General features: G+C 56.6%; 12 protein-coding genes and 3 pseudogenes. 9 read left to right on the plus strand and 6 right to left on the minus strand.

Going from position 1 to position 15614, the window contains the following annotated elements:
* Nucleotides 1–111: 111 nt before the first annotated feature.
* From J6524_RS19020 to J6524_RS19045, 6 genes and pseudogenes are all read left to right on the plus strand, one after another.
* Nucleotides 112–429 (plus strand): annotated as a pseudogene (locus J6524_RS19020) (cation:dicarboxylate symporter family transporter); the annotation flags it as partial.
* Nucleotides 430–623: 194 nt separating this feature from the next.
* A pseudogene (locus J6524_RS19025) lies at nucleotides 624–1229 on the plus strand (integrase core domain-containing protein); the annotation flags it as partial.
* A 213-nt stretch (nucleotides 1230–1442) separates the two neighbouring features.
* The gene (locus J6524_RS19030; protein WP_225673165.1) at nucleotides 1443–4808 is read left to right on the plus strand and encodes a hypothetical protein; all 3366 of its coding nucleotides are present in this window, start codon (nucleotides 1443–1445) and stop codon (nucleotides 4806–4808) included.
* Nucleotides 4805–5275, plus strand: coding sequence for a response regulator transcription factor (locus J6524_RS19035; protein ID WP_225673166.1), 471 nt, complete (start codon nucleotides 4805–4807; stop codon nucleotides 5273–5275). Before J6524_RS19030 ends, J6524_RS19035 begins: the two co-directional genes overlap by 4 nt.
* Nucleotides 5266–6486 carry a phosphorylase family protein gene (locus J6524_RS19040; protein WP_225673168.1) on the plus strand — a complete coding sequence of 407 codons (1221 nt, stop codon included), beginning with the start codon at nucleotides 5266–5268 and terminating at the stop codon, nucleotides 6484–6486. Before J6524_RS19035 ends, J6524_RS19040 begins: the two co-directional genes overlap by 10 nt.
* Nucleotides 6487–6634: 148 nt before the next feature.
* A complete protein-coding gene (locus tag J6524_RS19045) occupies nucleotides 6635–7135 on the plus strand; it encodes a hypothetical protein (RefSeq protein ID WP_225673170.1) in 501 nt (166 codons plus the stop codon).
* Nucleotides 7136–7436: 301 nt separating this feature from the next.
* Here J6524_RS19045 and J6524_RS19050 read toward each other — a convergent pair.
* Nucleotides 7437–7595, minus strand: a pseudogene (locus J6524_RS19050) (IS3 family transposase); the annotation flags it as partial.
* A gap of 298 nt (nucleotides 7596–7893) precedes the next feature.
* Here J6524_RS19050 and J6524_RS19055 point away from each other — a divergent pair.
* The 3 genes from J6524_RS19055 to J6524_RS19065 all read left to right on the plus strand — a co-directional run bounded on the left by J6524_RS19055 (nucleotide 7894) and on the right by J6524_RS19065 (nucleotide 9004).
* Nucleotides 7894–8061, plus strand: coding sequence for a hypothetical protein (locus J6524_RS19055; RefSeq protein ID WP_225673172.1), 168 nt, complete (start codon nucleotides 7894–7896; stop codon nucleotides 8059–8061).
* 32 nt (nucleotides 8062–8093) lie between these two features.
* Nucleotides 8094–8495, plus strand: coding sequence for a mobile mystery protein B (locus tag J6524_RS19060; RefSeq protein ID WP_249789525.1), 402 nt, complete (start codon nucleotides 8094–8096; stop codon nucleotides 8493–8495).
* Nucleotides 8496–8767: 272 nt separating this feature from the next.
* A complete protein-coding gene (locus tag J6524_RS19065; RefSeq protein WP_225673175.1) occupies nucleotides 8768–9004 on the plus strand; it encodes a hypothetical protein in 237 nt (78 codons plus the stop codon).
* Nucleotides 9005–9029: 25 nt separating this feature from the next.
* On the opposite strand, the gene J6524_RS19070 is transcribed toward J6524_RS19065, so the two are convergent.
* The 5 genes from J6524_RS19070 to groES all read right to left on the minus strand — a co-directional run bounded on the left by J6524_RS19070 (nucleotide 9030) and on the right by groES (nucleotide 14509).
* Nucleotides 9030–10355 (minus strand): MFS transporter, encoded by a 1326-nt coding sequence (locus J6524_RS19070; RefSeq protein ID WP_225673177.1) that lies wholly within the window; start codon nucleotides 10353–10355, stop codon nucleotides 9030–9032.
* A 510-nt stretch (nucleotides 10356–10865) separates the two neighbouring features.
* The gene (locus J6524_RS19075; RefSeq protein WP_225673179.1) at nucleotides 10866–11150 is read right to left on the minus strand and encodes a DNA -binding domain-containing protein; all 285 of its coding nucleotides are present in this window, start codon (nucleotides 11148–11150) and stop codon (nucleotides 10866–10868) included.
* A 657-nt stretch (nucleotides 11151–11807) separates the two neighbouring features.
* Entirely contained in the window at nucleotides 11808–11978 is a 171-nt protein-coding gene (locus J6524_RS19080) for a hypothetical protein (protein WP_225673182.1), read from the minus strand.
* 476 nt (nucleotides 11979–12454) lie between these two features.
* Nucleotides 12455–14104 carry a chaperonin GroEL gene (gene groL / locus J6524_RS19085; RefSeq protein WP_225673184.1) on the minus strand — a complete coding sequence of 550 codons (1650 nt, stop codon included), beginning with the start codon at nucleotides 14102–14104 and terminating at the stop codon, nucleotides 12455–12457.
* A gap of 90 nt (nucleotides 14105–14194) precedes the next feature.
* Nucleotides 14195–14509 (minus strand): co-chaperone GroES, encoded by a 315-nt coding sequence (gene groES, locus J6524_RS19090; protein WP_225673186.1) that lies wholly within the window; start codon nucleotides 14507–14509, stop codon nucleotides 14195–14197.
* Between the last annotated feature and the right edge of the window lie 1105 nt (nucleotides 14510–15614).

Below are 15614 nucleotides of genomic sequence, written 5' to 3' on the forward strand. Positions count from 1 at the left end.
GCCTTGCATGGCCAGCGAAAACACGCGTAACTGCCTGCTTTTGGATGATGTTGCCGATCGTCGGACTTCCGACATCGTCGTCTTGAATCGGGCAAGTTGGCCGCTCGTGTTATGTCGGTCGCCTCTCAACGCGCGGCGGCCATATTCGAGTTGGTATTGAGGGAGGAAAATCATCACAAGATCGGAACGGCGGCCGCCGCGTTGGCGTCTCGATCCTGGTACCAGCTCCTTTATATCCAGGTTCTGATCGCGATCCTGATCGGTGTCCTCGTCCGCTGCTGTCGCCGTCTCTCGCGACCAATAACTTGGTAAAGGCGCTCGGCGACGGCTTGATTAAGCCGATCAAGATTGGTGATCGCGCCGATCATCTTCTGTAAGGTGGCTTCCGGCTTCGCTCGCATCCGTCATGCGAAAAAGGTCGGACGCTTATATCCTCCATGAACCAACCATGTGTGTAAGTTCAATGGGTTAGATGTGGTAATCTACCACATGCCGGACGCAGGAAAGCGCTGTAATGAGTTGATGAGATCGCAAGTTTAGGCGCAATTTCAGTCGTTTAGCTCCCTTCGTCTAGCGGTCAGGACGCGGCCTCTCGAGGCTGAACAGGGTTCGATTCCCCCCTCAAAAAGCGGGCGATCGGGACCCGGGCGATGGCGCCGAACGACCGCTGGTCGCTCGACTTCGTGTCGGATCAGCTCACCGATGGCCGCTGCTTCCGTATCCTTACCGTCGTCGATGACTGCACCCGCGAGTGTCTGGCGCTGGTAGCCGACACCTCGCTCTCCGGCGCCCGGGTGGCGCGGGAGCTGGACCGGCTGGTGATCGAGCGCGGCAAGCCCAAGACGGTGGTCAGCGACAACGGCAGCGAACTGACCAGCAACGCCATCCTGACATGGGCCGATCAGAGCCGCGTCGCCTGGCACTACATCGCGCCGGGCAAGCCCATGCAGAATGCCTTCATCGAGAGCTTCAACGGCCGGCTGCGGGATGAATTGTTGAACGAGACGCTGTTTACCTCGCTGGCCCAGGCCCGCGTCGCGCTCGGATGCTGGCGCGCCGATTACAACGATGCACGCCCACACTCGCGGCTCGTATGGAGGACGCCATCCGAGTTCGCCTTCACGTGCCATCCGCGCCGGGATCTGGCGCTGCGCTATGCCGAAGGCTCCGCGCCAGCTCCCGTAGCCATCATCTGGAGCACTGGGAGAGGATGGGGGCATCCATTTTGAGGCGCAGAGCGGCACAAAGAATTCCTCATAAGAATTCCAGATTTTCGCCCTTTCTGTGGAGGAAGACCTACTAGGGGTTGCAATGTCGCACTATGTTCGCAATACCGCGACGAGAGGAGCATGTCACCGCACTCCGTTTCCAAGGTTCGACTGACCGAAATGCGAAGGCCGATTAATCGAAAGGTGCGTCGCCCTGCAGGGGCGCTCGGCTCATTGAAAAATTTCGTTCGAGGTAAGCCGGACAAAGTAACAGCTCTCGACCAAGTGAAGGCAGGTGCACCTGTCGAATTGCTCCCCGAAATGGCAAAGTGGGGAGTTGCAGTCTTAAGATTTGGGCCGCTCAAAATCGTTCCCAGGAGGCTTGCAGACCTCAATGATCTAAGAAGCATCCCGGCCACTGCCTTTGAGCGTGAGCTTTTGTGGTGTGAAGCAATTGTTGCGGGCCAAGCTGACCAAATCCGCGCATTCGTAGTGCACAAGAAAGAGTTAGAGCGCTGCCTGCTAGCCGGAGAGCGCGAATGTTTCCGCGTGTTAGATCGCATCGAGCGTGATTGTGGCCTTTCCTTCTGGTTGATTGCGACAAGAATTGCTCTGTTGCAGGTCTTCAACGGTATCGAAGCGCAAAAGGAATACATTGCGGAGCTGAAGAAATCCGGAGCTAGGCAAAACACCATTTTTCTTGCGTATTGGTGGGGAGTTAGAGCAGAGGATGACACGACGTTTGAGCGGTATACACTTCGTCTCCATAAACTGATGGAGCGGGCAGACCTAGCTCCAGAGATAGGTGCATATATCAACTATCTTCTTGCTGGTTTGATGCCCCCCGTTGGAGCTGAACAAGCCTTACTCGCGCGTTCTAACTACTCAAGCATTGTCGATCTATATCAAATTCTTACAGACCTATTTGTTACGGCTGTTGTGGAAACGCGGCCCGTTGCCGACGTAATGGCGGCAACAATCGTTAGACTAGGACTAGGTTCAATCGATCCAAGAGTGGCGAAAGCCTTAGTTCTGACTGGCCGACGCGAGAATTGCGAAAGCTGCGAACACGCCAGTTTAACAATAAGAGATGCTCGGCTAGCAGCTCTGTCCAATACAACTGGTGGGTTGCCGCTGCGGCCGCAAGAACTCGAAGAGCTTTCTGCTGCCGCAGAGCTAGGTGCAGAAATATCGCTCGATAGTCCATTGCTGCGCGCCATCTTGTTGCTTTTGAAACAAATAGGCCAGCGAAGCTTTGTCGGAATGAAATCGGCAGATGATCTGATGAAGCTCGGATCGATGTTTGACAAGCTCAGTCTGGGTGGGTGGTGCATCGCCAAAGCTCTGCAAGCTCGCAAGCCTAACGTTCTGTCCCCCGACGATTTAGCAAAGCTACGATTGCTAAGTACGAATGCTCTCGAACCGATGTTGCTCACTGCTGTCCCGCCCTCCAACGTAGAGTACTTCCGGGAGAAGGTGCAGGCCGCTTATCAGGGGCGGACAACAATGTTGGCTGCCGAGTTTGCCTCAGGGCTGACTTCGTTTGATTCTGCTTTGCATCTGGGATTGAACGAGCTGTTTGCCTCGGAAATTCAGCTGATCCGGCTAATCAACAGCGGCGACTATGAGGGAGCTCTTCCGATCTCGGCCAAGATGAACAGCAACCTGAAGCTTGCGAGCAAAGTTACTCTTCAAGCTCAAGTCATTTGCTTGATCAGTTTGGATGAGATCGAGGAAGCTCTCCGCATTGCGGTTGACTGGCTTCTTGAGGATTCCGCTCTGGTGATTTGGCTGCCATTAGCGGAACTCGCTTCAGCCTTAGAAAGTAGCTCGCGCTCTTTTGATGAGATGGTTGAAAAGGCGATCTTGTTCGATGCCTTGGCTAAGTACATCGGTGGAGAGTTCGTTTCGCTGCGAGCCTATGCTACTGAAGATTTCGTCACGCATCTGGGGGTTGAGAAGCCGTCGCAAATCGATATCTCGAAGTTGCGCATCGAGCAACACAAGCTTGTATTCTTTTACTCTGAGATATGTACAGCTCCGGTATTGCGGCTATCGATTGCCTATCAGACTGAACGAGAATTGGATGATGAGCTAATCTCCATATGTCGTGTACTGATCAAGCTTGATCCAGAAAACGCCGAAACTTATGAAGACCGCGCCCGCGAGCTGGTTCGAGCTCGTTCGATTAAAGATGCTGTCAAAGAGCTCCAGCGCAGTAAGGTCTCCATTGACCAGGATGCATTAAGAGCCGTCATAAAAAAGCACCTCTCCGAAGACTACAATCGATATATAGCGTTGCTTAAGGCGGGCATGGCGGTCGTTGATGAAAATTATCGGAACGCTTTGCTGAAGGCCGTTTCCTCTGGTGAGATTTCTCCCTCCCTTTTTGAGGTGCCGGAAAACGAGGCAAGCGCGCTGTTCGCGTCAATCGTGCTTTGGATCATGGGCGAGCTCGCATACAGCCCGGAGCATGGGCTTGACTGCTACCTGAGTCTAAGAATCAGACACGGGACCCTTTCGGGCCAGCTACGCGGACCTGCGGAGCGTGAACATATCATCACTCGTCGTGATGCAGCGACAAAGGAGTATCAAGCTAATCAATATTGGGGCCAACGGTTGGAGCATCATCTGTATCCGGATTTCCTTGCCGAAATTCAGCAGGAATTGATGGCCTTCTCCCGCGACTACGACAACCTCATATTCGAATTTACAGACCAGCGAATACAGGTGTTCGGAAAGGAAAAACCAAAGGGGCTGTTTCGGCTTCAGATAACCGATGTGATGGTTAACTCTTTGGCTTCCAATGTGACCGTTGCGACAACGTTCGATGAGCTGATCGACGCTTGTATCGATCACTTTTGGGCGTTGGTCGATCAAAGTCTAGATAGAATTCGTCAATATATCGATGACGAGTTGCGGGCCTCCATAAGAGACAGGTTTGATGCTTTAGACGCAGCTTTACAGGCTGTGCCTGGTCCGCAAATGGCAAGTTTGTCCGATGCTATTAGGAGGGCGCGAACTGAGACCGGGTTGCGATTGGATGCGATGCGGGATTGGTTCGCACTTCCAACACCAAACAGCTCATTGCCATTTGAGATGAAGGAGCTGGTTGACATCGCCCTAACCACGATCAAAGGGTTCAGGCCAGAATTCAATCCGATAGTGTCCCTCACCGCCACCGATATTCCTCCTCTGACCGGAGCGCTCCACTTATTCTCGGATATTTTTTTCATCTTATTTGAGAACATCAGCCTTTATTCGGGCGACTCGATTGCTCCGTCAATTGAGATAGATGCAAAAATACAAGACGATATGATTCTTGTAAGAGTGACCAACAACGTCGAAGCCAATCAAGACATCTTTCGAATTACAACCTCGGTTGATCGCGCTAGGGAGCGCATCGCGAGTGGCGCATATCTGCATGCGGTTCGCAGCGAAGGCGGCACCGGCTTGCCAAAACTTGCTAAACTGATCAGACGGGAGGGCACTTCACCTCACCTTAAATTCGGATTGAGCGACGACAGGAAGATTTTCTCCGTTGAGTTTGGTGTGTCAGTCACCGTCATTGAGGGTCTAACGCAGGAGCATGTCCGATGATGGCTCTAATCGTTGAGGATGATGATAATAAGAGAGAGCAGCTTCTTAGTTTTCTAAACGAGCGTTATCCGCGCCTTGAACTCAAGGAATCGGCCTCTCTGATCGCAGCAGTCCGCGCTCTTAAGCAGCTTAAACCACACTTGGTCATCTTGGATATGACTTTGCCAAATTACGACGTGGTGGAGGGGGAATCCGGTGGCGGTTTACATCCGTTCGGAGGGCAAGAGTTTCTTCGTCAGGTCAGCCGTTTCAAGATCATGACTTCGGTAATCGTGCTAACACAGTTCGAAAGTTTTGGAGAGCCGCCGGATGCAAAGGGCCTCGAAGAACTCGACGGTGAGTTGCGAGAAAACTTCCCAAACACCTATAAGGGCGCAGTTTATTACCACGCATCAATTTATGACTGGACTACTGCTCTCGCGAATACAATTGAGACGAGCGTCCCGGAGATTCTAACATGCCGCTGAGAGCTCTCATCGTGGAGGATGATTCCCAGAAGGCCGAACAAGCAAAGCAGGGGCTGTCAGAAGCGGGATTTGACGAAATCGATCTTGCGGAAAATGCGATTGCCGCGAAGAAGCTACTTAGAGACAAATTCTATCATCTGGTCGTCCTAGATATTGCACTTCCAACTAGAGATGGAGAGGAACCAGATCGACGGGGTGGCATTGCACTCTTCAATGAGGTTACAGCACGGGAACTATATAGGCAGCCGCGTCATTTTATCGGGTTCACGGGGTACGAAGACGTATTCAATGAGGCTCTTTCACAGTTAGGTGCCGAGTCCTGGTCGGTAATACTATATGATAGGACATCATCTGAATGGTTGCAGCAACTTCAGGCAAAGGCCAGCCACATCATCGCTTCGCAAACAGCCGAAGAGCAAGGCGATGAGTTTTTGTGTGACATTGGTGTGGTCACTGCCTTGGGTGATCCTGAGCTGGATGCCGTTTTGGCTTTGAAATGGGATTGGAAGGGCGATTCTGACGAATCAGACGCAACTAGGTATCACTTGGGAGAAGCCTCGTTTAAGGGAAAGCGTCGGACCATCGTTGCGGCAAAAGCTCCGGGTATGGGCATGGCGCAAGCTGCTATCCTCTCAACTAAGCTGATCTTGCGGTATCGCCCGAGATGCATCGTAATGTGCGGCATCTGTGCCGGTGTAAAGTCTGCAGACGTCAGTATCGGGGACGTCCTCGTAGCTAACCCGAGTTGGGACTACGGGAGCGGTAAGAGATTGATTAAGGCTGGCGTTCGAACATTTGAACCCGCCCCGCAGCCATACAGCCTGTCCACTCGTGTGCGGGGCCTAGTAGAACTGCTTCAAGACAGATCAGATCTTTTAAACGATCTTCGCAACGAGTTTCCAGGACGGAAACCCGACAGTGTTGTTCGAGTGCGTATCGGTCCTGTTGCCTCTGGTGCCGCCGTTCTCGCCGACGAACGGGTCATCGAAACTCTTCGGTCTCAACAGAACCGCAAGCTTCTTGGAATAGATATGGAAAGTTATGGAGTCATGGCGGCCGGTTCTGAAGCGTCAGCGCCAAGACCAGAGGCATTAATCATCAAGGGAGTCTCTGATTTTGCCGATTCCTCTAAGAACGACGATTTCAGACACTACGCCGCTCACAACAGCGCGGGGGCCTTGCGGCTTTTGATTGAGCAGTTTGGTCTGTAGGGACCTCTCACTGGCATCGGAACGTATGTCTTTGGGTCGCCGCCCATCGGTGAGGCGTTTGGTGACAGCGCCGGAATGGGGCCTCAGTGACACTCTAGACAACCGAGAGTTTAAGGGTAGGCTCCTGCTCGCACAACGGAAAGCCGTCATGTATTTTGCAAAAATTACCGGGGTGATCCCAAAAGGAATGGATCTGACTGAGCCGCCAGAAGAGATGCGCCTATTCAAGGATTTGACTGAAGCCAAGCAGTGGCTTCTTGGGGAAGCACTGACCGAGTTGCCGACCCCAGTACACATGATTGAGATTACCAAGGATGGAGAATCGGTCTGGCGGGAGTATCACTGGAGCCACGACGCTCTGAAGTCCAAGAATGAGCTTTGGTGGGATGCTCGCGATCCCGGTCGCCACCAGAGGGAAGCCCAAAGGGTAGAGCGTAAGCGCCAGGTCGAAGCCGGGCTTATTCCACACGACCAACTTTCACTGAAAGAGCAGTTCGAGAAAGCCAACCCGCGCTGGCAGGGACCTTACTTCGCGTGGCTTCCGACGAGTACGATGGATGCCGGAACTATCTGGATGAGCGAATACTGGGTACTCTCGACACTAGGTTTGAAGTACAAAAATAAGTTCGTGTTCTACGACAATGACTAGCTCGCTGCGCTTTTGCTGGTTTGATTATCGTTCGCCGTCGTGGATGAAGGAACCGCGACCCCGCGCCTCAGTGGCAATCTCTGATGCTTTATCGGTCAGCTGAGTTAGAGCTAAACCACCGAGCTGCGGGGGGTATGCGGGTTGAGGGCTATCAGAAGTCCCTATTGCCAAGCCGCATAAGGGATACGTCAAGAACACGCCGATGGAATCGATCCCGTTCTGACGCATACTGTGTCGGATACCGATCTGCACACGCGGATCGCACGTGACCTTGCCCCATGGGTGACCTTTCCCTCAAGTTTTATCCAGACCTGAGTTCGCCCCGGCTGTTGGATTTGCCCGGTTGGGCAGTGGTAGCGACGGGAGCTGGCGCGGAGCCTTCGGCATAGCGCAGCGCCAGATCCCGGCGCGGATGGCAAGTGAAGGCGAACTCGGATGGCGTCTTCCATCCGAGCCCCGATGATCTGCTCTTCCGAAAAGCGGCTGCGCTTCATGCTCTGGTCCTTGTTGTGGGCCAGAACGAACTTCAAACTGGATTAAGCCCGTGGGGCAAGGTCATACGCCGTCCTTCCCGTCAGAACGATCCAGGATGTAATAGCTGCTCAGGCGCGAAAAAAAGCGCAGGCGTTAGTCGGTCGGGCAAGCACCCACATGGCGCTCGAGGACCAAGCACTTTCCAATGCCAAGATCGCTGCGGAAGTGGAACGTATAGCAGCTGACCTCATGCGGGAGATGCCGTCCAATTTTTGGAGCGACAAATGACCGGGCTGACAGAATATCCGGAGGGCGCCACACCCCTAGACGCCAACGAGCTTGGGGGCTTGAAATTCAAGCACATCACCACTCGTGAAGAGCTGGACGAACTTGAACAAGCGAATATCGAGTCCGGTTGCAATGGCTTGGCCGCAATCGCGGCGAGGTTCTGACGGATGACTTTGCAGTTAGCCTGCATAAGCGGATGTTTGGCGACGTCTGGGACTGGGCAGGTATGTTCCGAAAGACTGGCAAGAATATCGGCGTCGATCCTCTTCACATCCCCGTTCAATTGCGGACGTTGATGGATGACGCGCAGTACTGGTCACAAAATAAGACATATCCTGAATTGGAGGCAGCGGCACGGTTTCATCATTGGCTGGTTCAAATCCACCCATTTCCAAACGGAAACGGACGGCATTCTCTGATCATGGCGGATACGATGCTTGAGCGGGTCTATGGTGCGAGGCCTATCGATTGGGCGGGTGGATACGACCTTCAAAAAATGAATGATCGGCGCACTACCTATATTGCAGCGCTGAAGGCTGCCGACGCAGCCAATCTCACCCCGCTAATGGCCTTCTGCAATCCTAACGGTGGCCGCTGACAACGACGTGAAAAAGCGATGGTAGGCCCACGAAGGGGGAGCGCATGAGCCGTACCGTCACAATTCCGACCGCCGGCATCGGCAAGGCCATCGCACCCTCACAATAGGCTTCGTCAAGCTTGTCCGACGGCGCGTTGAAGATCGTCGCAACCGGCCAGAAGGAGGTCCCGCAGCGCCGGCATAGCGAACCGGACGCACGAAGCAGGCTGACCGCGATCGCAAGGCGCGCTCTCCTAGAGGTTGCGGGACACGACCATACACGGAGGCCGAATTTGTTCTGCCTTATCGAGCTACCCGAGCAGCCCTCAGGCTACGTCAATCTCTCGACCGCATCCGATTGGGAGGCCTGGATCCGCAAATGTCTCCCGGAGGGGCTCCATCAGGAAGTGCAGCGACGACTGATCTCCAATCTCAAACACGTTCTCGTCGGGTTGAAGATGAAGGCCGCACTGATCGTTTTCGCCGCCGACAGGATGAGCGGCAGCAAGCGGCTCTGGCTGGAGCCGTAACCCGTTGTCGCATTGTCCAAAGCTGTTACGGGCTCCGCGTATTCGCGGCCCGAATTTTGGATGGTGCCGTCTCGGGCATCATCAGCATGGCGCAGAGTCCGGCGGCGGTAGCGACAAGCATGTACCAAGCGGGCGCCAGCGCGTTCCCAGTAACGTGGGTCAGCCAAGCGACGACGAGTTGAGCTGTGCCTCCGAAGGTCGCTATCGCAACAGCGTAGATCGTCGCGAAGGCGCCGCCTCGGATGCACTTGGGCAAGCCTTCGGCCATACCAACATAGAAGGCGCTATACGGAATCATTCCGACGAGGGTGAGCGCGCCGAGACCTCCGAGAAGCGCCATGGGACTGCGGCTCTCTACGATCCACAAGAACACCGGATAGGTCATCAGCAGCGCGGCGATCTGCGGCCATATCATGATGGGCCGGCGTCCGGCCCGATCTGCGAGCCAACCGCCCAGGAGTGCGGCAGCAATCCCTACTGCATTGCTGACGACCGTCGTCGCAAAGGCGAGAGGCGCGGCAACTTGCAGGGTGTTCAGTGCATAAGTCGTCATATATTCCGTGACATAGGTGATAATCGTGCAGCTGGCCAAAATGATCAATCCCAAGCTCATCATGCGGCGGCTGGCACGCAATTTCCTTGCGGGATCAACGGCGAGGGCGGGCGCTTCAGGTCGGTGCAGCGTTTCGGGCAGGGCCCTGCGCAACCAAAGTCCGACCGGCAGCGTACAGGCACCGAGCAGAAACGCGATGCGCCATCCGTACGCATCCAGCGACTCGCTTGACATGGTGAAGGAGAGTATTTCTCCGACCAGCGCTCCGGCCGTTGCAGCTATTTGTTGGCTAGCAGGCTGAAACGAGACGGCAAGGCCCCGGCGCCCGGCCGGGGCCGCTTCCATCAGATAGGCGGTCGTCGGACCGACTTCCCCTCCCAGGGCGAAGCCCTGCACCAAACGCGCGAGAATAACCAATAACGGAGCGGCGATCCCTATCGTGTCGTACGAGGGCGTCACAGCCAACACGAGTATCGCGGCACTCATCATGACAAAACTGGCGGTCATTGCGGGCCGGCGTCCGACTCGATCCGAGTACGACCCGATCACAATGGCCCCGATGGGTCTGGTCACGAAACCTGCTCCGAAGGTCACGAGCGACAGCATGAGGCTGGCGAACTGATCCTTCGCCGGGAAAAACGCGTGACCGATCTGGATGGCGAAAAAGCTATAGGTCCCGAAATCGTAGAATTCGAGCATATTGCCGATCGTCGCGCCCAGCACGGCATGGCTGGTCAAGCCTTCATCTGCCGCAAGGAGGGTTGGCTTCGAGCTTCGCTGATTGAATTGTTTAGCCATGCATGCTTGGATCCGTCTCGAATGCGATCCTAGAACATTTCGGCCAACTATGTGGAGCACCTTGCGCTTCGCATGAGCAAGAAGTGGATTCGCGCGACGCGACGATCAGGGCCGTCCGCTGCTCGGACCTGCCGCGAAGCGAGCGCGCGACCGAGGACTTTCTCCGCAACGCCTGCGCCGACATCCCAGCGGCCGTCGAGGTCTTGCCAATAGTGGATGCCGATCCGCTACGCGCGCGCCCGCGGACATGGGAGCTCATACCGGTTACGCCTCGTCCTCGCCTGGCTGACGCTTCTGTTGCGTCTGATCCTGAACGCCTTCTTGCGGCTTCTCGCCGTCCCGGTCGCGCTCAAACGGGGTCTTAACGGACGACTCGCTACAGCATAAGATAGGGCGGCGTAGACCGGCTCCGATGTTCGGGAGCTGCCCCCGTTCCGCTGGCCCTCCGTTCTGCACGCTATGTGAATTGAAGCGATGCAGCGGTCGCGGGCGTTCGCTTGGCAGTTTTGATCAGTGTGGCACAGGCCAGCCCCGCTTTAGCAGCAGTTTGTATCCGCAATTGCTCATCCACTTCGCCCGCGCGAGATGCGTTTCGTACGCCTGCCTGGCGCGGATCGGCTCGCGCTCGGGATCGATGTGAAGCACGATTTCGGTCACTTCGCGCCAATCGGCGCCTTCAGCATCGGCATCCAGCATGCGCAGATACGTGATCGCATGTTCTTGGTCATACGGCGTCAGGATGTCATCCGCCGGCGCCGTGTCGATCACATTAGGATTGAGCGGCATCTCACGCATTGATCCTCCCTCAGTGGATTCACACGCTGCTTTTCGCACGCCATTTGGGCCGATTGATGCCTCGCAACCAATACGATAGCCGACAACAATGCCGCAACCTGTTCACGGCGAATCCATGCTGGAGCTTCCAGCCAACGATCCGCTTGCGCGCCATCCGGCGTGCAGCGAAAGACGACTTGTCGACGGCTCCATGAACGCAAACCCGTGGCCAAACCAAGGATGATGCTGGATAAAGGGACCTCGCGAAGGGCAGTCCTGTGGGCGTTCTCAAGCTTCGTTCTACAATGAAGTCCGGCCACATAGCGTGATCGGCAACAAGCCGCCGATATCGCTGATCAACAGCTCACCGCGCTTCCGCCGAATGAGCCCTAACCCCGGAAAATTCCAGCGTTGGCTGGCCTAAAGTCGGGGAGCATTTCACCGTGGGCCAGAACGAACTTCAAACTGGATTAAGCCCGTGGGGCAAGGTCGGGACGAGCAGTGAGCCGCCGACATCAGCTGAGTTTCATCAGAGAACTCGCGGCCGGGCGGTAGAAATCTCCGCATGCCCCAACATCAACACGTTGGTGAAGCGGCCCACAAGGCAGCTCTTGCAAAGGGCGGGACGAACAGTTTTGCCCCGTAGCCGCCGAGCGAACCGACGCCGGGATGAGAAATCTATTCGCGCGCGGCGAGTTCAACGATCACCGCCGGGTCGAGGACCCTGCCGGCAAGGTCCTTGGTCAGAACCTCGTTCCCAGATTCGGCGAGTTCATTGGCCTTGGCGAGAGCTTGCTTGGCGGAGGAGGCGACAACCACGATGGCACCGTTGCCGTTTTTTGAATGCACTTGATATCCTACGCCGCTCATCGCCCCTCGCTGACGATGATTTCTAGCGCCGTTCCAGATTGGCGCATAGTGCAAACGAGCCACAGCTCCACACGTCCGGAACAAAACGGGGGGGCACGCGCTTGCCTGCAAAGGATCTCCTGGCCGGCCGTCGTGCGATCGAGCAGGCGCGTCGAAACCTGCGACTCAAAAAATACAGTCCCTCCAAAGAGGATAAGGAAGAGTGACGCCTCCTCAGTGACGGCTTCACGCTTAAATTTTCATTTCGATCGGATCGTTAACGCCGGCCTCGTGGATTTGCAGTGAATGGTGCTGTAGCTGCGCGGAACCGAAGGTCATTATTCTACGGCCCCCAGCCCGCGAGGTGCGGGAAACGATCTTAGTTAAAACAGCAGCAAGGGAAGGAGGCGAGCAAACAAAACCCCGGCATTGCTGCCGGGGTTTTCGCATTTCGCGGTTCGCGTGAGGTGGCAGTATCAGAAGTCCATGCCACCCATACCACCCATGCCGCCGCCAGGAGGCATCGCGGGGCCGGCAGCGGCCTTCTTCGGCAACTCGGCGACCATGGCTTCGGTCGTGATCAGGAGAGCCGCAACCGAGGCTGCGTTCTGGATCGCGGTGCGGACCACCTTGGTCGGGTCGATGATGCCCTTGGTGACGAGGTTGCCGTACTCGCCGGTCTGCGAGTCGAAGCCGTAATTATACTGGTCCTTCTCGAGGATCTTGCCGACGATGACGGAACCGTCTTCACCGGCGTTGACCGCGATCTGGCGGGCCGGCGCGGACAGCGCCTTGCGCACGATCTCGACGCCGGTCTTCTGGTCGTCGTTCTTGGTGCGCAGGCCCTTGAGCTGCTCGGAAGCACGGAGCAGGGCGACGCCGCCGCCCGGCACGATGCCTTCCTCAACCGCCGCGCGGGTCGCATGCATCGCGTCATCCACGCGGTCCTTGCGCTCCTTCACCTCGACTTCGGTCGCGCCGCCGACGCGGATCACCGCGACGCCGCCCGCGAGCTTGGCCAGACGCTCCTGCAGCTTCTCACGGTCGTAGTCCGAGGTGGTTTCCTCGATCTGCGCCTTGATCTGGGCGACGCGGGCCTCGATGTCGGCCTTCTTGCCGGCGCCGTTGACGATCGTGGTATTCTCCTTGTCGATCATCACCTTCTTGGCGCGGCCGAGCATCTGCAGCGTGACGTTCTCGAGCTTGATGCCGAGATCTTCCGAGATCGCCTGGCCGCCGGTCAGGATCGCGATGTCCTGCAGCATGGCCTTGCGGCGATCGCCGAAGCCCGGAGCCTTAACGGCCGCGACCTTCAGGCCGCCGCGCAGACGGTTGACGACGAGGGTGGCGAGGGCCTCGCCTTCCACGTCTTCGGCGACGATGACGAGCGGCTTGCCGGTCTGCACCACGGCTTCCAGCAGCGGCAGCAGCTCGTTCAGCGAGGAGAGCTTCTTCTCGTTGATCAGGATGTAGGCGTCTTCCATCTCAACGCGCATCTTGTCGGCGTTGGTAACGAAGTAGGGCGAGATGTAGCCGCGGTCGAACTGCATGCCCTCGACGACGTCGAGCTCGGTCTCGAGCGACTTGGCTTCCTCAACGGTGATGACGCCCTCGTTGCCGACCTTCTTCATCGCGTCGGCGAGGAACTTGCCGATTTCGGCGTCGCCATTGGCGGAGATGGTGCCAACCTGGGCGATCTCCTCGTTCGAGGTGACCTTCTTGGAGTTCTTCTCGAGGTCAGCGACCACGGCTTCCACTGCCAGGTCAATACCGCGCTTCAGATCCATCGGGTTCATGCCGGCGGCAACCGACTTGGCGCCCTCACGGACGATTGCAGCCGCGAGCACAGTCGCGGTGGTGGTGCCGTCGCCGGCCGCATCGGCGGACTTGGAGGCGACTTCGCGCACCATCTGCGCGCCCATGTTCTCGAACTTGTCGTCGAGCTCGATCTCCTTGGCGACGGTGACACCGTCCTTGGTGATGCGGGGAGCGCCGAACGACTTGTCGAGCACGACGTTGCGGCCCTTCGGACCGAGCGTGACCTTCACCGCGTTGTTGAGAATGTCGACGCCGCGCAGCATGCGGTCGCGGGCGTCGACGCCGAATTTGACTTCTTTGGTTGACATATTGGGTTTCCCTAAGTGTTTACGTCTGTCTCAGCCCTTGGGTGGGCGCCCGGCAGGCGCTCCTCAGGGGTGAGCGGTGCGAGCGGTGGATTAGGCGGCCTTCTTGTTGGAAGACACGTCGGTGAGAACGCCCATGATGTCGGACTCCTTCATGATCAGGAGCTCCTGGCCGTCGATCTTGACCTCGGTGCCCGACCACTTGCCGAACAGCACGCGGTCGCCGACCTTGAGGTCGATCGGGATCAGCTTGCCGCTCTCGTCGCGGCCGCCAGGGCCAACGGCGATCACTTCGCCCTGGGAGGGCTTTTCCTTGGCCGTATCGGGAATGATGATGCCGCCTGCGGTCTTCTCTTCTGCGTCGATGCGCTTGACCACGACGCGGTCGTGAAGTGGACGGAAATTCATGCAGCCCTCCTAAGTAATTGCACGAGTTGACGGTTTCTGAATTGCTAGCAGTCGACCCCCGCGAGTGCCAGCGCAGCTGAAATAGGACAGAGTTTTTCGGTAGCAAGGGTTGGCAGCAAAAAAATTGGCGCCCAGCCGCCCGATCTGAAGCAAATTCTGAAAGCCGCTACGCGGTTCTCGGTGGCGGCCGCCTACTCAGGAGGTTTCAAGTCGGTCGGACACGCCCAATCATCGACGTTGAACGCGGTCCTGCGCCGACGCAGTTTGCGGTCAAGCTCCTCGCGCTTTGGCCCGCGTGGGGTATTCACGAGGCGAGCCTCGATGCGCGCCAGTTCGGCGGCAATCAATTTTTTGAAAGGCGGCGCTCTCGTCGTCACGTCGGTAGCGAGATTCTGTTGGCAGGTGATAGGTGAATGGGTCGGACGGGCCGCATCGAAGCCTCGAACAGCCGCCCGCACAGTGGATGCCTGAAGGCAGCCGCTCATGACGCTGGCGTCAAATATGAGACAACCACGTGTGGGCGGAGCGCGGACTGATTGAGGCCCGTCTCGACGGTAAATGATGGTTTGTTAATCTCGTCAGCCTGAAGGCGCGAGCGCTTCGCGGGTTCAGGCTTGGATAGCAAATCAGACTCGATTGCGAGGGCATCCATCAGCCAAGTCAGGGAAGCCTGATCGACTAAAATCCCACCCTCTTTCTCACCAAGCTGTTGCTACCAACGATATCGTTGTTGGGTCCCGGACCGCGCGTCAAATCATTATAAATGCTTGCCTTAGCTGCGGCGTCCAAGTTCCGAACGGATTGTTGAATAATAAGGACTTGATTTGTCTCCTCGTTATTGTGAGACATTTCGCGTTCTGCTCGAGCACAAGATCATCTTTCTTCCGCGACCAACGTCATCACGATGCCGCCGAGCAGGAGCGATTCGCTGCCCGTTAGGGAAAGCTGGTGCCGCTTCCGACGCTCGGTGTCACCAAGGGAATATCGATCCTAGAGCTTGATCCCGCTCGCGGAGCTGGCTGGGCCAATGTGGCAGACCGGCGGGACCTTCGCCGATGCCTATTCCCTAGGATTTTTGGTGCTGCTAACCGTTGTAATCCCCAAT

The sequence above is a fragment of the Bradyrhizobium hereditatis genome (assembly GCF_020329435.1).
Lineage (GTDB): Bacteria > Pseudomonadota > Alphaproteobacteria > Rhizobiales > Xanthobacteraceae > Bradyrhizobium > Bradyrhizobium hereditatis.

Excerpts from the sequence above, each read along its gene's own strand:
- J6524_RS19035 (WP_225673166.1), top strand. The coding sequence starts at position 4,805 with ATGATGGCTCTAATCGTTGAGGATGATGATAATAAGAGAGAGCAGCTT.
- groES (WP_225673186.1), bottom strand. The coding sequence starts at position 14,509 with ATGAATTTCCGTCCACTTCACGACCGCGTCGTGGTCAAGCGCATCGAC.
- J6524_RS19070 (WP_225673177.1), bottom strand. The coding sequence starts at position 10,355 with ATGGCTAAACAATTCAATCAGCGAAGCTCGAAGCCAACCCTCCTTGCG.
- J6524_RS19075 (WP_225673179.1), bottom strand. The coding sequence starts at position 11,150 with ATGCGTGAGATGCCGCTCAATCCTAATGTGATCGACACGGCGCCGGCG.
- groL (WP_225673184.1), bottom strand. The coding sequence starts at position 14,104 with ATGTCAACCAAAGAAGTCAAATTCGGCGTCGACGCCCGCGACCGCATG.
- J6524_RS19055 (WP_225673172.1), top strand. The coding sequence starts at position 7,894 with ATGACCGGGCTGACAGAATATCCGGAGGGCGCCACACCCCTAGACGCC.
- J6524_RS19040 (WP_225673168.1), top strand. The coding sequence starts at position 5,266 with ATGCCGCTGAGAGCTCTCATCGTGGAGGATGATTCCCAGAAGGCCGAA.
- J6524_RS19045 (WP_225673170.1), top strand. The coding sequence starts at position 6,635 with ATGTATTTTGCAAAAATTACCGGGGTGATCCCAAAAGGAATGGATCTG.
- J6524_RS19060 (WP_249789525.1), top strand. The coding sequence starts at position 8,094 with ATGTTTGGCGACGTCTGGGACTGGGCAGGTATGTTCCGAAAGACTGGC.